We start from the raw sequence: 16,402 nt of genomic DNA on the forward strand, positions 1-16,402 counted from the left end.
TGTCCCACTTGGTGTACTGCTCGAAGTCGTTCGGGCCGACGCACTGCAGCTTGAACAGGCTGTCCCGCTTCTCCTTCGGCAGGGTCGACGGATCGATCTTGCCGGTGGCCGCCAGGTAGGCGGTGTACAGGCCGATCGAGGCGGCCATGAAGCCGCGGTGGAACGTCTCCCCGACGACCGGCGAGTTCGGTTCCTTCATCATGTCGACGACCGGCGGGTAGAGGCCGTCGGAGACGAACTTGGTGGTGTCGTAGACGCCGGCGTTCTTGGCCGCGTTGGTCGCGCCGATGATCATGGCGTCGTCCGCCGCCCAGATGCCGTTGACCTGGTTCGGGTACTTGGTGAGCAGGCTCTGGGTGACCGACAGGCCCTGCTGCGGATCCCAGTTCGCCGACTGGATGTCCAGCAGCTTGATGTCGGGGTAGGCCTTGAGCGCCTCCTTGAACCCGGCGACCCGGGTCTGGCTGGTGGTGCTGTCCTCGACGCCGGCCAGGCCGATGACGTTGCCCTTGCCGCCGAGGCTCTCGGCCAGCGCCTTGCCCGTGCACTCGCCGCTCTCGACGCCCGAGTACTTCTGGAAGGCGACGAAGTTGTTCCCGACGTCCCAGGGCTCCAGGTTGTCCGGCTTGTTCCACCAGACCACCACGTAGCCGCCGGCCTGCTTCACCGCGTTCACGATGGTCGGCGCGTCCGAGCTGGCCACCGTGTTGACCATCAGGGCGACCTTTTTGCCCTGCGCGAGAATGGCCTGGATCTTGGAGATCTCGGTCTGGCTGCTGCCCGCGGAGTCGACGATCTGGACCTCGACGCCCAGCTTCTTGCCCAGCGCCTGCGCGCCCTCGATCATCGAGGCCATGTAGGGGTTGGTGGTGTTGATGACCGAGGCGACCAGGACCAGGTTGTTGGGATCGATCGCGGCCTGGCTGCCACCGGCCCCGGCTCCCGTGGTCGACGTGCAGCCGGAGAGCGCGATGGCCGCGGCCGCGACGATCGCGGCCAGCGCCTTGGTCTTCCGCTTTCTGATCATGTGACTTCCTTCTGTGGGCACCGGGGGGCACCGGCCGGCGTCGTCGGGGCGCGCCGGCGGGCGGGTCCCCCGGATGGGGGTGGGGGAGAGGGGGGATGCGGTGGTGCGGGTGGGCCCGGCGGGCCCGGCGGGCTCAGCGGAACTGGCGGAAGAAGGTGACGACGTCGTCGACGTAGACCGTCGGGACCTCGAGCGGGGCGAAGTGCCCGCCCTCGTCGTGCACGCGGTACTGCTGCAGGTTGAAGTACTGCTCGGTCCACTTCATCGGCGGCTTGTAGATCTCGCCGGGGTAGATGCCGATGGCGGTCGGCGCGCCGACGACCGGGAAGTTCGAGTGGGACGGGGTCCACGGGTTGTTGCGGCACTCCCAGTAGTAGCGGGAGGACGTGCCGCCGGTGTTGGTCAGGAAGTAGACCGCGGCGGTCGTGACCAGGTCCTCCTTGGGCCAGACCCGTTCGAAGGCCTCGGTGCCGACCCCGCGCTCGGCCAGGCCCCAGAAGTAGCGCTTCTCGGTGATCCAGGCCAGCTGGCCGGCCGGCGAGTCGGCGAACAGCGAGGCCAGCGTCTGCGGCTTGGTCAGCTGCATCTCACCGTAGCCGGACTCGTTCTCCACGAACAGCTTTCCGCGCTCGAACCAGCCCTCCTCGCCCTCGCCGTACTCGCTCGCGGCCGGCAGGCCCAGCACCGGATCGAAGTCGACGCTCGCGGGCTTGTCCGGGTGCTCGAACAGGTAGTGGCTCATCTGGGCCGGGAAGTGGGTGTAGATCCCGAAGACGTCCTGCTCGTACTTGTGGCCGTGCTGCTGGGTGACCAGCGCACCCCAGTCGCCGCCGGCCACCGCGTACTTCTCGTAGCCCAGGACCTGCTTCATCAGGGTGTTCTCGAGGTCGGCGGTACGCCACCAGTTCCAGCCGGTGTCGGTCAGCGGGGAGGAGAAGCCGTAGCCGGGCAGCGAGATCAGCACCACGTCGAAGACGTCGTTCGGGTCGCCCCCGTGGGCGGCCGGGTCGGTCAGCGGGCCGATCACCTTGCGCAGGTCCCAGAACGTCCACGGCCAGCCGTGGTGCAGCAGCAGCGGCATCGGGGCCTTACCGCCCGGCGCCTGCGTGCCGCGCACGTGGATGAAGTGCAGGGGCACGCCCATCAGGTCGATCTTGAAGTGCGGCAGCTCGTTCATCCGGCGCTCGACGTCGCGCCAGTCGTACTCGTTGATCCAGTAGTCGATCAGCTGGCGGTGGTAGGCGGTGTTGTAGCCGTACCGCCAGTCGTCATTGGCGAAGTCCTGGGGGAAGCGGGTGCGGCGCAGGCGCTCGTTCATGTCCTTGAGCGAGTCGTCGTCGATCGCGATGGTGAATTCCTTCACCTCGCCGGTCGGGCTGGCGGGGACGCGGTCGGGCACGGAAGACCTCCTTGTCTCGTGGCCGGGCGGTGAGAGTGGTGGCCCCTGGCCGGACGCTCCAGGGCTGTATTTGCGAGTATTTATTCGAGCACCGCATCTACATGCATAATGATGGCCGACGTGGGTCACACCTGTCAAGACTTCCGCATGTTCAATCAGTGCGCGAATTGACATGCGCACTGGACCCGGCGGCGGCATCCAGGTGACGCGCCGTCGTCAGGTCCGTGATCAGCAGATCCGCCCACCCGCCGCGCAGGCAGGCGGTGAGGGCGGCGTGCTTGGTCTGCCCGCCGGCGACCACGATCCGCCGCCCGGCGGATCGCAGCTGGGCCAGGGTGATGCCGATGACCAGGTCGTCCAACGGGGTGTCGAGTGGCTCGCCGCTGCTGTTCACGAAACGCTGCAGCAGCTGGCCGGCCGCGCCGGCCGCGCGCACCGAGGCCAGTTGCTCGGCACTGAAGAAGTTGTCGCCGGCCAGCAACGGGCCGTGCGTGTCGGCCGGTCCGACCCCGACGAAGGCCACGTCCAGGCTGCCGAGCAGGTCAAGGGTGCGGGCGACGTACGGGTCGGCCAGCACCGACCGCTGCCGGTCCCGATCGGGGACCACGCCGGGGGTGCGCAGGAACACCGGTTCGGCCCCGAGGGAGGTCGCCAGCCGCTGGGTGGCCCGCGCGGCCTCGTGCTGCAACTCGGGTGAGCCGAGGTCGCCGAGCATTTCCACGACCGCCCGGCGGCCGCCCCCTCGGCTGGACTCGAGCTCGCGGGCCATCACCCGCAGCGTCGTCGACCACGAGGTGAAGCCGATCAGGCTGCCCTCGATCGGCGATTCGGAGAAGTACTGGGCGGCGACGATGCCCAGCTCGACCGGGATGGACTCCTCGCTGGTGACCTCGACGACGTGCACCTCGTTGACGCCGTAGGCGAGCTCGATCGCGCCCTCCAGGTCCGGATGCAGCCCCTCCGGCACGATCACCGCGGTGCGGACGAAGCCCTGCTCCTGCGCCTGGGCGAGCAGCCGGGACACCCGGGCCTGGGACATCTGCAGCAGCTCGGCGATCTCGCGCTGGCGCAGGTTCCGGACGTGGTAGAGCCGGGCGACCTGGGACATCAGCCGCAGTTGCGCCGCCCGCCGCCCGTTGCGGCGGTCCTCGATCGGGCTAGCCATGACGCGGATCGGTCGCGGGCAGCAGCTCGGCGATGCCGGGCACCACCCAGGTGGGCGCGTCCTGCGGGCCCAGCGCCTGCGCCGCCGCCGACGTGGTGTCGCCGGAGAGGACCAGGGCCGAGTCCATGCCGGCGACCCGGGCCATCGCGATGTCCGTGCTGACCCGGTCGCCGACCATCAGGCAGTCCCGCACGTCGGCGTCGAGCCGGCGGAGCAGGGCCTGCACCATGATCTGGCCCGGCTTGCCGGTGTTGACAAGGCAGGTCACCTCGGCGGTCGCCTCGATCGCCGCGACGATGCCCGCCGCGTCCGGCTGGCCACGGCCGCCGGGCATCGGGCAGTACCGGTCCGGGTTGGTGGTGACCAGGATCGCCCGGTCGGTGCGCCACAGCGCGTCGAAGGCCGTCTGGAGCTTGGCGTAGGTGAAGGTCCGATCGAAACTGGCGACCACGACTCTGATCTCGCGCGGATCGTCGGTCAGGTGCAGGCCGGCGGCGGCCAGCGCCGAGACCAGCGGGGGCTCGCCGATGGGGAAGATCCCGTCGCCGGCGTGATGCTGGAGCAACCAGTCCCGCATGGTGACCACCGGGTTGACGATGTCCGGCACCGCGGCCGGAATACCCATCCCCGTCAGCTTGTCCGCGTACATCTGCGGATCCTTGGTCGGGTTGTTGGACAGGAACACCGTCCGGCCGCCGGCCGCCCGGATCTGCTCGATGATCTGCCGGGCCTGCGGCAGCAGCTCGTCCCCGAGGTAGACGGTGCCGTCCAGATCGAAGATGTAGTTGCCGTACCGGCGGTCCGGCCGCCGCAGCAGGTCGGCGGCCGGCGGCAGGGTCGGGGACGTGGTCATGTCGCACTCACCGCACCGAGTTGATGGAACACCTCCCGCAGCCGCGGGTACAGCTGCCGGTAGGTCTGGTAGAAGCCGTCGTAGGTGCTGCTGCGCAGCTGGTCCGGTTCGTAGACGCGGGTCGTCGAGCTCATCGATTCACCCGCCTCGCGGATCCCCGGCTGCAGCCCGACCGCGGCGGCGGCGAGCATGCCCGAACCCAGGCACGTGCTCTCGGACTCGCCGGCCAGCCGGACCGGCCGCTGCAGCACGTCGGCCAGGATCGAGCACCACAGCGCGCTGCGGGACCCGCCGCCGAGGGCGATGATGTCGGTGATCGGCTGGCCCAGGACACCGGCCTGGCCGTCGGTCAGCAGCCGCTGCTCGAACGCCAGACCCTCCAGGATCGCCCGGTACACGTGGGACTTGCCGTGCCGGCCGGTCAGCCCGACGAGCGAGCCCCGCGCGTGCGGGTCCCAGTACGGGGTGAGCGCGCCGGCCCAGTACGGCAGGCACAGCAGACCCTCGGCTCCCGGCGGGATCTGGGCGGCGGCCGTCTCCAGGATCTGCTCGGCCGACAGATCCAGCCCGAGCGCCCGGGAGTCCACCCCGGCGAACTTGTCGACGAACCAGCTGATGTTGTACGTGCCGCCGCCGATGAAGGTCTCGAACGCGTAGGAGCGGGGGACCGCCCCGGCCAGCACCCGGTACTCCTTGGCGAAGGAGTACTCGTCGCTGTAGCTGCCGGAGATCATCCCGGTGCCCAGGTTCAGGTAGGCCGTGCCGGGCCGGACCACGCCGCAGCCCAGGCCGGCGGACTGGCCGTCGCCGACCCCGGCGACCACCGGGATGTCGTGCGGCAGGTTCAGGTCGTCGGCGACGTCGGGCCGGATGTGGCCGAGCACGTCGCCCGGGGCGAACAGGGCGGGCAGCTGGCTTGCCTGCAACCCGGCCTGCTTCACCAGCTCGTCGTGGTAGTCGAAGGTCCGCATGTCGACCAGGCCGAGCGGATCCGCGCTGGCCCAGCAGGTGTTCCAGTGGCCGGTCAGCCGGTGCACGAGAAAGGCCTGGACGTCGGCGATCCGGCCGGTGCGCACCAGCGTGTCGGGCTCGTGCTCCTTGAGCCACAGCAGCTTGTACCAGGCCGGGGTGGGATTCGGCGGCTTCCCGGTGATCTCGTGGACCTCGGGCGTGCCGAACTCGGCGACCTCGTCGACGGCCCGGGTGTCGAGCCAGAGCATGGCCGGCCGCAGGGAGTGGCCGTCCTCGGTCAGGCAGGCGAACGTCTCCCGCTGGTGGGTGATCGAGAGGGCGACCAGGCGGCGCGAGTCGACCCCCTGGGCGGCGCGGCGCACCGCTTCCCGGGTCGCGGTCCACCAGTCCTCGGGGTTCTGTTCGGCCCAACCGTGACGCGGCGTGCTGAGCGGGAACTCGGCCCGCCCCTGCGCGTGCGAGCGGCCCTGGGCGTCCCAGACGACGGCCTTGGCCGCCGTGGTCGAGCAGTCCACCCCGACGACCAGATCGCCCATCATCGCCGGGCTCCGATCGGGCCGGATCCGCCCGGGCGGGGCCCGGTCATGACCGGACCCGCACCGGTTCGACGGTCACGGCCCGCTCGGCCCGGGCCATCACCTCGGCGACGTCGGCGGGCGTCCACCAGCCCAGGACGTCGAGCAGGTCGACGACGGTGAACCGGTTGCGCATCAGGTGGCAGTTGCCGACCGCCCAGCGGGCCAGGTCGGCGTCGACGGCGGGGTCGAGGTCGGCGAAGCGGGCGGGCGCGCCGGAGAGCGCGAGCGAGCGGCCCAGCACCTCGCTGGACATCTTGAGCCCGGCCAGGGTGGCCCGGTGGGCGTCCCAGTCGGCCAGCATCGCGGCGACCCGGTCCCGGGCCCCGGCCCAGCGGGTCATCTTCGCGCGGTAGTCGTTCCAGCACTCGCCGGCCAGCCGGCCGTCATCGTCCAGGTGGCCGAAGGCGGCGAACACGCGCTCCCGCAACGGTTCCGGGTCGGGGAAGATGGCGTCGAGGTCGACCTGGTCGGGCACCAGCCGCTCCTCGAGCAGTTCCCAGCAGACCGCGCCGATGACGGCGGCCACACCGACCTGGGCGCCGTGCTGCCCGGCGGGCAGATGCTTGGCGTTGTGGTGCATGTCGAGCAGGTGGCTGACCACGTGCTCCATGCCGGACAGGACCGCGGTGGTGTCGCTGACCCCGGTCGCGATCCCGCGCAGGGCGAGCACCTCGGTCAGCCGGCCGATCGCCGCGGACTCCTTGCGGCCCACGCCGGGCGACCAGTCCGCGATGTCCCGGCCGATGGTGGCGAGCATCTCCGGCGGGCCGGGGTGGAAGGACGGGTCGAGCCCGACGATCGAGGCCAGGTACCAGTCGGCCGGGCCGGTGAACATCGAGAGCACCTCGCCGAACCCGGCCTCGTTCATCACCGGCGGGGCGGCGACGATCGTGTCCAGGTCGGCCAGCACCACGTCGGGCCAGCGGGACGGGATCGTGCGCTTGACGCCGTCCCGCAGGATCACCGACACGCCGTCGGTGTAGCCGTCGACGCTGGCCGCGGTCTGCACGGTGACCAGCGCGGGATCGCCGGCGCGGGCCGCCGCGACCTTGGCGATGTCGGAGATCGTGCCGCCGCCCACCGCCACGACCCCGTCGGCGCCCAGGACGGCGGCGCTCGCCCGGTCCAGCACCACGTCGGTCGCATGCAGGGTCGGGTGACCGTCGTCCAGCACCGTGGTCTGCACCGCGAAGGTGCCGGACAGCACGCGCGCGACGTGGTCCTTCAGATCGACCGGGCCGCCCCGGTCCGGCCCGCCGCCGCCGTGCCGCAGGATCTCGCGGTTGTCGACCAGGACGACCACGCGGGCGCCCAGCGGGTCGCCCCCGCGCCGGCGGATCTGGTCGGCGACCTCGTCGGCGACCCGGTCGGCGGCCCGGGCGTCGATGGCCAGGCGGTGCATGCCCAGCGCGGCCAGGCGGTGGTCCGGATCGGCGTCGGCCAGCGCGGCGCGCACCGCGTCCAGGTCGGTCGGATCGTTGAGGGTGGCGAAGGAGGACACGGTTGCTCCTCGAGGTGGGCGGACGGCGGTGGGCGGAGCGGGGAGCGCGGCTATCGGGCGCGCTGGCGGCCGCGGCGGTCGGTCATCACCGCGGCGATGATGGCGATGCCGATGACGACCGGTTGCAGGTTCGGCGACACGTTCAGCAGCGACATGCCGTTGTTCAGGGTGCCGATGATCAGCAGGCCGATGAAGGTGCCGAGCATGCTGCCGGAGCCGCCGGAGAGGCTGGCCCCGCCGATCACCACGACCGCGATCACGTTGAGCAGGTCGGCGGTGCCCGCGGTCGGCTGCGCCGAGTCCAGCTGCGAGCCGACGAGCATGCCGGCGAACGCGGCGAGCACCCCGGCGATGACGTACACGCGGATCTTGATCGCGGTGACGTTCAGGCCGGACAGCCGCGCGACCTCCTCGTTGCCGCCGACCGCGTAGATCGCGCGGCCGGTGGGCCGGTAGCGGAGCCAGAACGCGGCCAGCAGGTACACCAGGACCAGGATGATGCCCTGCACCGGCAGGCCCAGGATCTTGCCGCTGGTCAGCCACAGGAACCAGTCCGGGAACCCGTTGATCGGGTTGCCGTTGGTGATGAACAGGGCCAGGCCCGCCGCGGCCGACATGGTCGCCAGGGTGGCGACGAAGGGCTGGATCCGGCCGACCGTGGACAGCACCCCGTTGATGGTGCCGATGATCGCGCCGACCAGCACGCTGGCCACCAGGGCCAGGCCGAACGGCAGCCCGACCATCTTGTACAGGTACGCCATGGACATCAGGCTCAGCGCGACGGTCGAGCCGACGGACAGGTCGATGCCGCCGATGAAGATGACCAGCGCGGCGCCGACGGCCATGATCCCGATGTCGGAGACCTGGCTGATGATGTTGGACAGGTTCCGCGCCGTCAGGAAGTAGGGGGACAGGAACGAGAGCACGATGACGATGGCGATCAGGCCGAAGGCCGGGCCGGGGACGGACCGCAGGATCTCCCGGACCTTGGTGCCGGCGCCGCCGGACGAGCCGTCGCCGGACGCCCGGTTCGCGGGCCGGTCGGCGGGTTGGTCGGTGGGCTTGTGGGCGAGGTCGGACACGGCTCAGACTTCCTTTTCCAGCGGGGCGGCGGCAGCGGTGGCGGCGCCGGCCGGGGCGTGACTGCTCGGGGCGGACGCGGTCGGGGCGGAGGCGGTCGGGGCGGAGGCGGTGGAGGCGGCCGCGGTGGACGCGGTCGGGTCGAGATCGCGGACGGCCAGCCGCATGACGGCTTGCGGGGTGGCCTCGGCGCGGCTGAGCACACCCTCCTGGCGGCCGCCCGACATCACCATCACCCGGTGCGAGAGTCCCAGCACCTCCTCCAGTTCGGACGACACGACGATCACCGCGACCCCGTCGGCGGCCAGGCCGCGCAGGATCTCGTAGATCGCCATCTTCGCGCCGACGTCGACCCCGCGGGTGGGCTCGTCGACGATGAACACCTTGGGCGTGCGGACCAGCCACTTGCCCAGCAGCACCTTCTGCTGGTTCCCGCCGGACATCGACGAGACCGGCAGGCCCAGCCGGCCCCGGATGTCCAGGTTCTGGGCCTGGCCGTCGGCCAGCTTGGCCAGCCGCGCCTTGGTGATCAGCCCGGACCGGCCCAGCGACCGTTCCCAGGGCAGTGAGATGTTCTGCGCCGCGGTCCGATCCAGGTTCAGGCCCTGGCCCTTGCGGTCCTCCGGCACCATGACGATGCCGGCCTGGATGGCCGTGGTCGGTCGGGTCAGGCGCAGTGTCGATCCCTCCAGCGACACCGTGCCCTGGTCGGCGCGGTCGACGCCGGCGATGCAGCGGACCACTTCCGTGCGGCCGGCGCCGACCAGGCCGGCGATGCCGAACACCTCGCCGGCGTAGACCTCGAAGTTGATGTTTTCGAAAACGCCTTTGCGACCGAGGTTCTCGACCTTGAGGACGACCTCAGAGCGGTTCGGCCGGGGGGGCACGTGCTCGTAGGTGAAGTCACGGCCGACCATCGCGTTGACCAGTTGCTGCTTGGGCACGTCCCCGCCCGACCAGTCCGCCACCCGCTGCCCGTCGCGCAGACAGACGATGCTGTCGGCCATCTCGCGCACCTCGTCCAGCCGGTGCGAGATGTAGACGATGCCGGCGCCCCGCTCCCGCAGCACCCGGATCCGCTCGAAGATCCGTTCGGTCTCCTGCTCGCCGAGCGAGGCCGACGGCTCGTCGAAGATCACGTACCGCGGGTTGCGGGTGATCGCCTTGGCGATCTCGATCTCCTGCTGGGCGGCCATGGACAGGCCGCCGACGGGCCGACGCGGGTCGGTGCCGGTGCCCAAGAGGCGCAGCGCCTCGGCCGCCTCGGCGTACATCCGCTCGCGGTCGATCCGGCCGCCCTTGCGGGGCTGGCGGCCGAGGAAGATGTTCTCGGCCACGGACAGCTCGGGCAGCAGCCGGATCTCCTGGTGGATCCGCGCCACCCCGTTGGCCAGCGCGTCGGCCGGGCTGCCGGGGGAGTAGGGCTGGCCGTCGACCGTCATGGTGCCCGAGTCCGGGATCTTGACCCCGGCCAGGATGGAGGACAGGGTCGACTTGCCGGCGCCGTTCTCGCCGATGAGCCCGACCACCTGGCCGTAGGGCACGGTGAAATCCACGGACTTGAGAACGGTGACCCCGGAATAGCTCTTCACCAACTGGCGGGCCACCAGCCCCGATGGCGCGGCTGTGCTGTCAGGCATCGAAAGCCCTCCGGATTCGAGGATGTCGTTTGACGGGGCGGTGGGACGCGGCTCGGGGCGACGGGGTCCGGCCGGGCGGCGGGTGATCGGCGGGCGCCCCGCCGGCGGGCGGGCGGGTCCGCCGGCGGCCGTGGCGGCCGGGGCGGAGCAGGTGCTGGCGTCCGGCCCGTAGAAGGTCGTGACGTCCTGCGTGGCGACGTTGTCCTTGTTGATCAGCACGGTGTCCTGGTACTGCTCGGCCGGCAGCTGCGCTCCGGTGCCGTTGACGATCCCCAGGGCCTGCTCGACCGACAGCTCGCCCATCTTGTACGGCTGCTGGGCCATCGTGGCCTGGGTCAGCCCGGAGGAGATGGCGTCGAACATGGTCGGGAAGCCGTCGATCCCGACGAAGGTCATCCCGGTGCGGTTCGCCTGCTGCGCGGCCTTGGCGGCGCCGATGGCCATCGCGTCGCTCTCGCCGAAGACCGCCTTGAGGTTGGGGTTGGCGGTCAGGATGTTCTGCGTCTTGCTGAACGCCTCGGTCTCGTCCCAGTTCGCGGTGTCCTCGGCGACCACCTTGATGTTCGGGTTCTCGGCCAGCGCGTCCTGGCATCCCTGGGTCCGCTGGATCTCCGCGGTCGAGCCGAGAACGCCGTGCAGGATCGCGATCTCGCCGGAGCCGCCCATCTGCTCGAACATCCACGTGCACAGCTGGTGCGCGGCCTTGACGCTGTCGGTGGCGATGTAGGTGGCCAGCTCGCCGCTGCCCGACTCGGGCCGCTGGTCGACGGCGATGACCGGCACGTCGGCCTGGTTCGCGGCCCGCACGCCGGCGGCGGCCGCGGTCGAGTCCTGCGAGATGAAGATGAGGGCGCCGATGTCCTGGTTGAGCAGGTCGTTGACCTGCTCCACCTGCTGCGAGGAGTTGTTGTTGGCCGAGGTGACCTTCAGCTCGCACCCGGCCTTGGCCGCGGCGGCCTGCATGCCCTGCACGGCCGCGACGTAGAACAGCGACTTCTGGTCGGCGACCGAGACGCCGATCGGCTTGGCGCAGCCGGCCGCCGCACTGCCCGAGGCCGCCGCGCTGCCCGAGGCTGCGGCGCTGCCCGCGGCCGTGGTGCCCGAGGACGACGTGCTGCCGCCGGAGCAGGCGGCCAGGCCGAGGCCGGCCAGCGCGATGCCGGCGATGGCGACGCCGCGACGGATGGGCAGACGACTCATGGAGGTCTCCTTGCATTACATCGTTGGAATGAGAGGCGAGTTCCCATCGCATATTTATGCGGGCTCTGGATCGCCATGCAGGAACAGACTGGCCCACCGCCCAGCGGGTGTCAAGAGCTTCGTCACACCGAAATCGCCCGGGTGGGGCCATGGCCGCGCCCGGCGAACGGCGCAGACTTAGGATGTTCAGCGCAGTGCCGACGGTGGGGGCTGGGAGACCAGGGACGGGAAGGTGGTGGTCCGCCATGCCCGCGCGCGCCGAGGCTCCACGGCTGATGGTCAAGGTGGCCCGCCTCTACCACGGCCGCGGCCTTCGGCAGAGCGAGATCGCCGAACGGTTGCGGCTGTCCCAGGCCCGCGTGTCGCGCCTGCTGCAGCAGGCCGAGGACCTGGGCATCGTGCGCACCGTCGTGGTGCTGCCGCCCGGGCTCAACAGCGAGCTCGAGGAGGAGATCGAGCAGCTCTACGGTCTCCGGGAATGCCATGTCGTCGACGCGGTGGCCGACAATGAGGACGAGCTGGCCCAGGATCTGGGCCAGGCCCTGGCCTCCATCGTCGCCGGCTCGGCCATCCTGTCCGGCCCGGTCTCGGTGCTGGGCTACAACTCGTGGAGCCGGACGCTGCAGGCCATGGTCGCCGCGATGCAACCGGTCCGCGGCGGCGCCCGGCAGGTCGTGGAGATGCTCGGCGACATCGGGCCGCCGACCCTGCAGCACGAGGCGGCCCGGTCCACCCAGCGGCTGGCCTCGCTCACCGGCGCCGAACCGGTCTACCTGCGCACCCCCGGGGTGAGCTCGACCGGTCAGATCCGGGCGGCCATTCTCGACCAGGACCGGCACGCCCGGGAGACGCTGGCGTTGCTGGACTCCATGGACCTGGCCCTGGTCGGCATCGGCGAGTGCGACGTGGTCGCCCCCCTGCGGGCCGGGGACAACTTCTTCACCCAGGCCCAGTTCGACCGGGCCCGCGAGCTGGGTGCCGTCGGGCAGATCTGCCTGCGATTCCTGGATGCGCAGGGCAACCCGCTGGTGACCGAATTCGACGACCTGGTCATCGGCGTCACCCTCGAGCAGATCCGGTCCGCCGGTCACCGGTGCGCGGCGGCGGGGGGGCCGGCCAAGTACCCGGTGATCCGGGCCGCGCTGCTCGGCCGCTGGGTGGACACCCTGGTGCTGGACACGGCCACCGCCGAATGGCTGCTCGGGTCGGGCAAGCCCGACTCGATCGACCTGGCCGAGCCGGCGTCGGCCTGACCCCTCGGCCTCCCTCGCCCGAGGCCCGGGCCGGTCGGCCCGGGCTCAGTCGGTGAACTCGCCGATCGCCGGCCCGGTGTCGGTCGCCGGACTCGCGGTGTGCCCGCGACGCAGCCGGAGCCGCCGCCGCCAGGTCGCCATCGGCGATGGCATCGTCTGGGTGACCGCGCTCGGGGTGGCCACCGTCGGGTCCGGGTCCTCCGGGGCCGGGGTGGGCCCGGCGGCGGCCGGCGGCTCGTCCGGCCGGGACAGGTCCACCCGGATGCCGGACGGGTCGGCCGCGATCTCCCGCAGCACCGGCAGGATCGCCTGCACCGGGGCGCGCTCACCGGGCGATTTCTCCAGCAGGGCCGCGATGGCGATGCCCAGCTCGCCGGCGTGCGGGTGCGGCGGCACCGGATCGTGCACGGTGGCGGTCACCGTCTCCAGGGGTGTCGCGCCGTGGAAGGGCGGCCGCCCCTCCACGCATGCGAACAGGGTGCAGCCCAGGCTCCACGCGTCCGCCGCCGGGCCGGCCGGTGACCCGGTGATCAGTTCGGGGGCGATGTAGGCCGGCGACCCCACCACCAGCCCGATCCCGGTCAGGGTAGTGTCCAGCCGCCCCCGCGCGGTCCCGAAGTCGGTCAGCTTCACCATGCCGTCGCCGCCGATGAAGATGTTCGCCGGCTTGACGTCCCGGTGCACGATGCCCCGGCTGTGCGCGGCGGCCAGCGCGGACGCAACGGCCACCCCGATCGTCGCCGCCTGCTCGGGCGTCATCCGGCCGATCGCGGCCAGGGTCCGGGCCAACGACCGGCCCTCCAGCAGTTCCATCACGATCACCGGGTCGGTGTCCGGCCCGGCCAGGATGTCGTACACGGTGACGATGTGCGGGTTGGTCAGTGCGGCGACCGCGCGCGCCTCCCGCAGCGTGCGCTCGCGCAGCTCGGCGGCCTCGACCGGGCCCATGTCGCGGGGGATGTCGATGCGCTTGAGGGCCACCCGGCGGCGCAGCAGCTGGTCCGTCGCCGCCCAGATGCTGCCGGTGGCACCGTGCCCCACCTGGGCGTCGAGGGCGTAACGACCGGCGATCGGTGCCGGATCCGCCGGGGGCGGGCCCGGATCCGCGGGCAGGGCCGGCGGGGCCGCGGGCGCCGGCGGCCCCGCCGGTTCGCCGGACTCCGGAAGCATGGGAACGGCCACCACGTCATTCTCCCGCCCTGGACCCCGTCGGGTGCGCAACTGCAGGCCACGTCACCCGCACCGGTGACGACCGCACGTCGATCCGATGACTTGACGCCGGACCGGCCGGGTGGTTGAGCCGACCTGCCGGCTTCGTCCGGCTATCGTGGGATGCCGCCCGCTCCTGCGTTCCGGCCGCCGCCGGACCCCGACCCGATCCCGACCCGATCCCGACCCGACCAGCCCGAAACGGACGTTCATGCTGAATTCCCTGGCCCGGTCCTCGGTGTCCAAGGTGATGGACCCGATCGGGCGCGGACTGCTCAAGGCCGGGCTCACCCCGGACGTCGTCACCGTCGTCGGCACCCTGGGTGTGGTGCTCGGCTCGGTGCTGCTGCTGGCCACCGGCCACCTGTTCGCCGGCACCATGGTGGTCACCTTTTTCGTGCTGTGCGATCTGGTCGACGGCGCGATGGCCCGGGCGCGGGGCTACGGCACCGACTTCGGCGTCGTGCTGGACGCCTCCTGCGACCGGATCGCCGACGGGGCCCTGTTCGGTGCGTTGACCTACTACGCGTTCGCCTCCGACCAGCGGGTGCTCGGCGTGGCCGCCCTGATCTGCCTGGTCAGCGGGCAGGTCATCTCCTACGTCAAGGCCCGGGCCGACAGCGTGGACCTGGCCATCGGCGGCGCGCTGGCCGAGCGGGCCGAACGCAACGTGCTCGGCCTGGTCGGCGCCGGCCTGGCCGGGCTGGGCGTGCCGTACGCGCTGGACGTGGCCCTGTGGCTGCTCGCCGCGGCCGGCCTGGTGACCGTCGTGCAGCGGCTGGTCCAGGTCCGCCGGGCCGCGATCAAGGCGGCCGCGGACCCCGGGCGGCGCAGCACCGGCCGGCCCGCGCTGTGACCGGGGCGGGCCCGGTCGACCGGCTGACCGATCTGGGGTTCGCCGCGGGCTGGTCGGCCGTCCGGGCGCTGCCGGAATGGGCCGCCGACCGGGCCTTCCGGGCCGCCGCGGACGTCGCGTACCGCCGGCGCGGCCCGGCGGTGATCCAGCTGGCCCGCAACCTGCGCCGGGTGCTCGGGCCGCGCGCCGACCCGCCGACCCTGGCCGCGGCGGTGCACGGCGGGATGCGCTCCTATGCCCGGTACTGGAAGGAGACGTTCCGGCTGCCGGCCATGGACCTGGACGCGGTGGCCGCCGCGGCCGACGCGACCACCGTCGGTGGGGAGCACATCGCCCGGGCCCGGCGGGAGGGCCGGGGTGTGGTCCTGACCGTGCCGCACGCCGGCAACTGGGACATCGCCGGCCTCTGGGTGACCCGTCACCACGGCCCGCTGACCACCGTCGTGGAGCGGCTGCGACCCGAGAGCCTGTACGACAAGTTCGTCGCCTACCGGCAGTCGCTGGGCATGGAGATCCTCCCGCTGACCGGCGGCGCGCCGCCGGCCCAGGTGCTGCGGGAGCGCCTGACGGCGGGCGGGATCATCGCCCTGGTCGGCGATCGGGACCTGTCGGCGAACGGCATCCCGGTTTCCTTCTTCGGTGAACCGGCCCGGTTCCCGGCCGGGCCGGCCATGCTGGCCGCCCTGACCGACTCGTACCTGTGCCCGACCGACCTGAGCTTCGTCGACGGCGGCTGGGTGCAGCACATCCACCCCCCGCTGGACCTGGCCGGGACCCGGCTCGCCGAGCAGGTGCGCTCGGGTGCCCAGCAGATCGCGGACATCTTCCAGGCCGGCATCGCCGCCCACCCGACCGACTGGCACATGCTGCAGCCGTTCTGGCCGGCCGACTTCCCGGCCGGGCATCCGGGTGCGGCGCCGGTACGGCTGCCGTCCCGGGGTGGCCGGGCGGCCGGTGCCGGTCCGTCGGCGGGTGCCGGTCCGGCGGCGGGCGTCGGCACCGGGGCCGGCGCGGGGAGCGCCGGAACCGGGGCCGGCGCGGGGAGCGCCGGATGAGGGTCGGCCTGGTCTGCCCGTACTCGTTCGACATCCCCGGCGGGGTGCAGGCCCACGTGGCCGATCTGGCCCGGACCCTGATCGGTCTCGGCCACCAGGTCAGCGTGCTGGCTCCGGGGGAGGACGACACCCCCACCGAGCTGCCCGAGTTCCTGGTCCCGGCCGGCCGGAGCATGCCGATCAAGTACAACGGCTCGGTCGCGCGGCTGTCCTTCGGCCCGGTGTCCTACACCCGGGTCCGGCGCTGGATCCGGGCCGGCCGGTTCGACGTGCTGCACGTCCACGAGCCGGTCGCGCCGAGCCTGTCGATGCTCGCCCTGATGGTCGCGGACGGGCCGATCGTCGCGACGTTCCACACCGCGAACCCGCGGTCGCGGATGCTGCTGGCGTTCCAGGGCATGCTGCAGCCGTTCCTGGAGAAGATCACCGGGCGGATCGCGGTGAGCGAGCTGGCCCGGCAGGTGCAGGTCGAGCACCTGGGCGGCGACGCGGTGATCATTCCCAACGGGGTCGACGTGCAGTTCTTCGCTCGGGCCGCCCCGTTGCCCGGGTACCCGCGGGCCGGCGGCACCATCGGCTTCATCGGCCGCTACGACGAGCCGCGCAAGGGCATG

General features: G+C 72.0%; 13 protein-coding genes. 4 read left to right on the forward strand and 9 right to left on the reverse strand.

What is annotated here, in order from left to right; all coding sequences use genetic code 11:
* From ACOJUF_RS07825 to ACOJUF_RS07860, 8 genes are all read right to left on the reverse strand, one after another.
* On the reverse strand, positions 1–1,027 hold a 1,027-nt coding region (locus tag ACOJUF_RS07825; protein WP_420121295.1), incomplete at its 3' end, for a sugar ABC transporter substrate-binding protein.
* 133 nt (positions 1,028–1,160) lie between these two features.
* Complete coding sequence (locus ACOJUF_RS07830) at positions 1,161–2,426, reverse strand: epoxide hydrolase family protein (RefSeq protein ID WP_420121296.1); 1,266 nt, start codon at positions 2,424–2,426, stop codon at positions 1,161–1,163.
* Positions 2,427–2,577: 151 nt separating this feature from the next.
* The gene (locus ACOJUF_RS07835; protein WP_420121297.1) at positions 2,578–3,591 is read right to left on the reverse strand and encodes a sugar-binding transcriptional regulator; all 1,014 of its coding nucleotides are present in this window, start codon (positions 3,589–3,591) and stop codon (positions 2,578–2,580) included.
* A complete protein-coding gene (locus tag ACOJUF_RS07840) occupies positions 3,584–4,444 on the reverse strand; it encodes an HAD-IIA family hydrolase (protein ID WP_420121298.1) in 861 nt (286 codons plus the stop codon). The genes ACOJUF_RS07835 and ACOJUF_RS07840 overlap by 8 nt, the downstream gene beginning before the upstream one ends.
* Entirely contained in the window at positions 4,441–5,955 is a 1,515-nt protein-coding gene (locus ACOJUF_RS07845; RefSeq protein WP_420121299.1) for a xylulokinase, read from the reverse strand. Before ACOJUF_RS07845 ends, ACOJUF_RS07840 begins: the two co-directional genes overlap by 4 nt.
* A 43-nt stretch (positions 5,956–5,998) precedes the next feature.
* Positions 5,999–7,495 (reverse strand): iron-containing alcohol dehydrogenase, encoded by a 1,497-nt coding sequence (locus ACOJUF_RS07850; RefSeq protein WP_420121300.1) that lies wholly within the window; start codon positions 7,493–7,495, stop codon positions 5,999–6,001.
* Between the two features lie 50 nt (positions 7,496–7,545).
* Entirely contained in the window at positions 7,546–8,577 is a 1,032-nt protein-coding gene (locus ACOJUF_RS07855; RefSeq protein ID WP_420121301.1) for an ABC transporter permease, read from the reverse strand.
* 3 nt (positions 8,578–8,580) lie between these two features.
* Entirely contained in the window at positions 8,581–11,415 is a 2,835-nt protein-coding gene (locus tag ACOJUF_RS07860) for a substrate-binding domain-containing protein (RefSeq protein WP_420121302.1), read from the reverse strand.
* A 245-nt stretch (positions 11,416–11,660) separates the two neighbouring features.
* Here ACOJUF_RS07860 and ACOJUF_RS07865 point away from each other — a divergent pair, with 245 nt between their 5' ends.
* Positions 11,661–12,668 carry a sugar-binding transcriptional regulator gene (locus ACOJUF_RS07865; RefSeq protein ID WP_420121303.1) on the forward strand — a complete coding sequence of 336 codons (1,008 nt, stop codon included), beginning with the start codon at positions 11,661–11,663 and terminating at the stop codon, positions 12,666–12,668.
* A 45-nt stretch (positions 12,669–12,713) separates the two neighbouring features.
* Here the strand turns inward: ACOJUF_RS07865 and ACOJUF_RS07870 are convergent, their stop codons facing one another.
* Positions 12,714–13,850 (reverse strand): serine/threonine-protein kinase, encoded by a 1,137-nt coding sequence (locus ACOJUF_RS07870; RefSeq protein WP_420121304.1) that lies wholly within the window; start codon positions 13,848–13,850, stop codon positions 12,714–12,716.
* A gap of 238 nt (positions 13,851–14,088) precedes the next feature.
* Here ACOJUF_RS07870 and pgsA point away from each other — a divergent pair, with 238 nt between their 5' ends.
* From pgsA to ACOJUF_RS07885, 3 genes are all read left to right on the forward strand, one after another.
* The gene (gene pgsA, locus ACOJUF_RS07875) at positions 14,089–14,733 is read left to right on the forward strand and encodes a phosphatidylinositol phosphate synthase (protein WP_420121305.1); all 645 of its coding nucleotides are present in this window, start codon (positions 14,089–14,091) and stop codon (positions 14,731–14,733) included.
* Complete coding sequence (locus ACOJUF_RS07880; protein WP_420121306.1) at positions 14,730–15,788, forward strand: phosphatidylinositol mannoside acyltransferase; 1,059 nt, start codon at positions 14,730–14,732, stop codon at positions 15,786–15,788. Before pgsA ends, ACOJUF_RS07880 begins: the two co-directional genes overlap by 4 nt.
* On the forward strand, positions 15,785–16,402 hold a 618-nt coding region (locus ACOJUF_RS07885; RefSeq protein WP_420121307.1), incomplete at its 3' end, for a glycosyltransferase family 4 protein. The genes ACOJUF_RS07880 and ACOJUF_RS07885, both read left to right, overlap by 4 nt.

This window comes from Nakamurella sp., assembly GCF_048594475.1.
Lineage (GTDB): Bacteria > Actinomycetota > Actinomycetes > Mycobacteriales > Nakamurellaceae > Nakamurella.

Bases quoted from the DNA above. Each gene is read 5' to 3' on its own strand.
- ACOJUF_RS07835 (WP_420121297.1), bottom strand. From the start codon at position 3,591: ATGGCTAGCCCGATCGAGGACCGCCGCAACGGGCGGCGGGCGGCGCAA.
- ACOJUF_RS07840 (WP_420121298.1), bottom strand. From the start codon at position 4,444: ATGACCACGTCCCCGACCCTGCCGCCGGCCGCCGACCTGCTGCGGCGG.
- ACOJUF_RS07845 (WP_420121299.1), bottom strand. From the start codon at position 5,955: ATGATGGGCGATCTGGTCGTCGGGGTGGACTGCTCGACCACGGCGGCC.
- ACOJUF_RS07860 (WP_420121302.1), bottom strand. From the start codon at position 11,415: ATGAGTCGTCTGCCCATCCGTCGCGGCGTCGCCATCGCCGGCATCGCG.
- ACOJUF_RS07865 (WP_420121303.1), top strand. From the start codon at position 11,661: ATGCCCGCGCGCGCCGAGGCTCCACGGCTGATGGTCAAGGTGGCCCGC.
- pgsA (WP_420121305.1), top strand. From the start codon at position 14,089: ATGCTGAATTCCCTGGCCCGGTCCTCGGTGTCCAAGGTGATGGACCCG.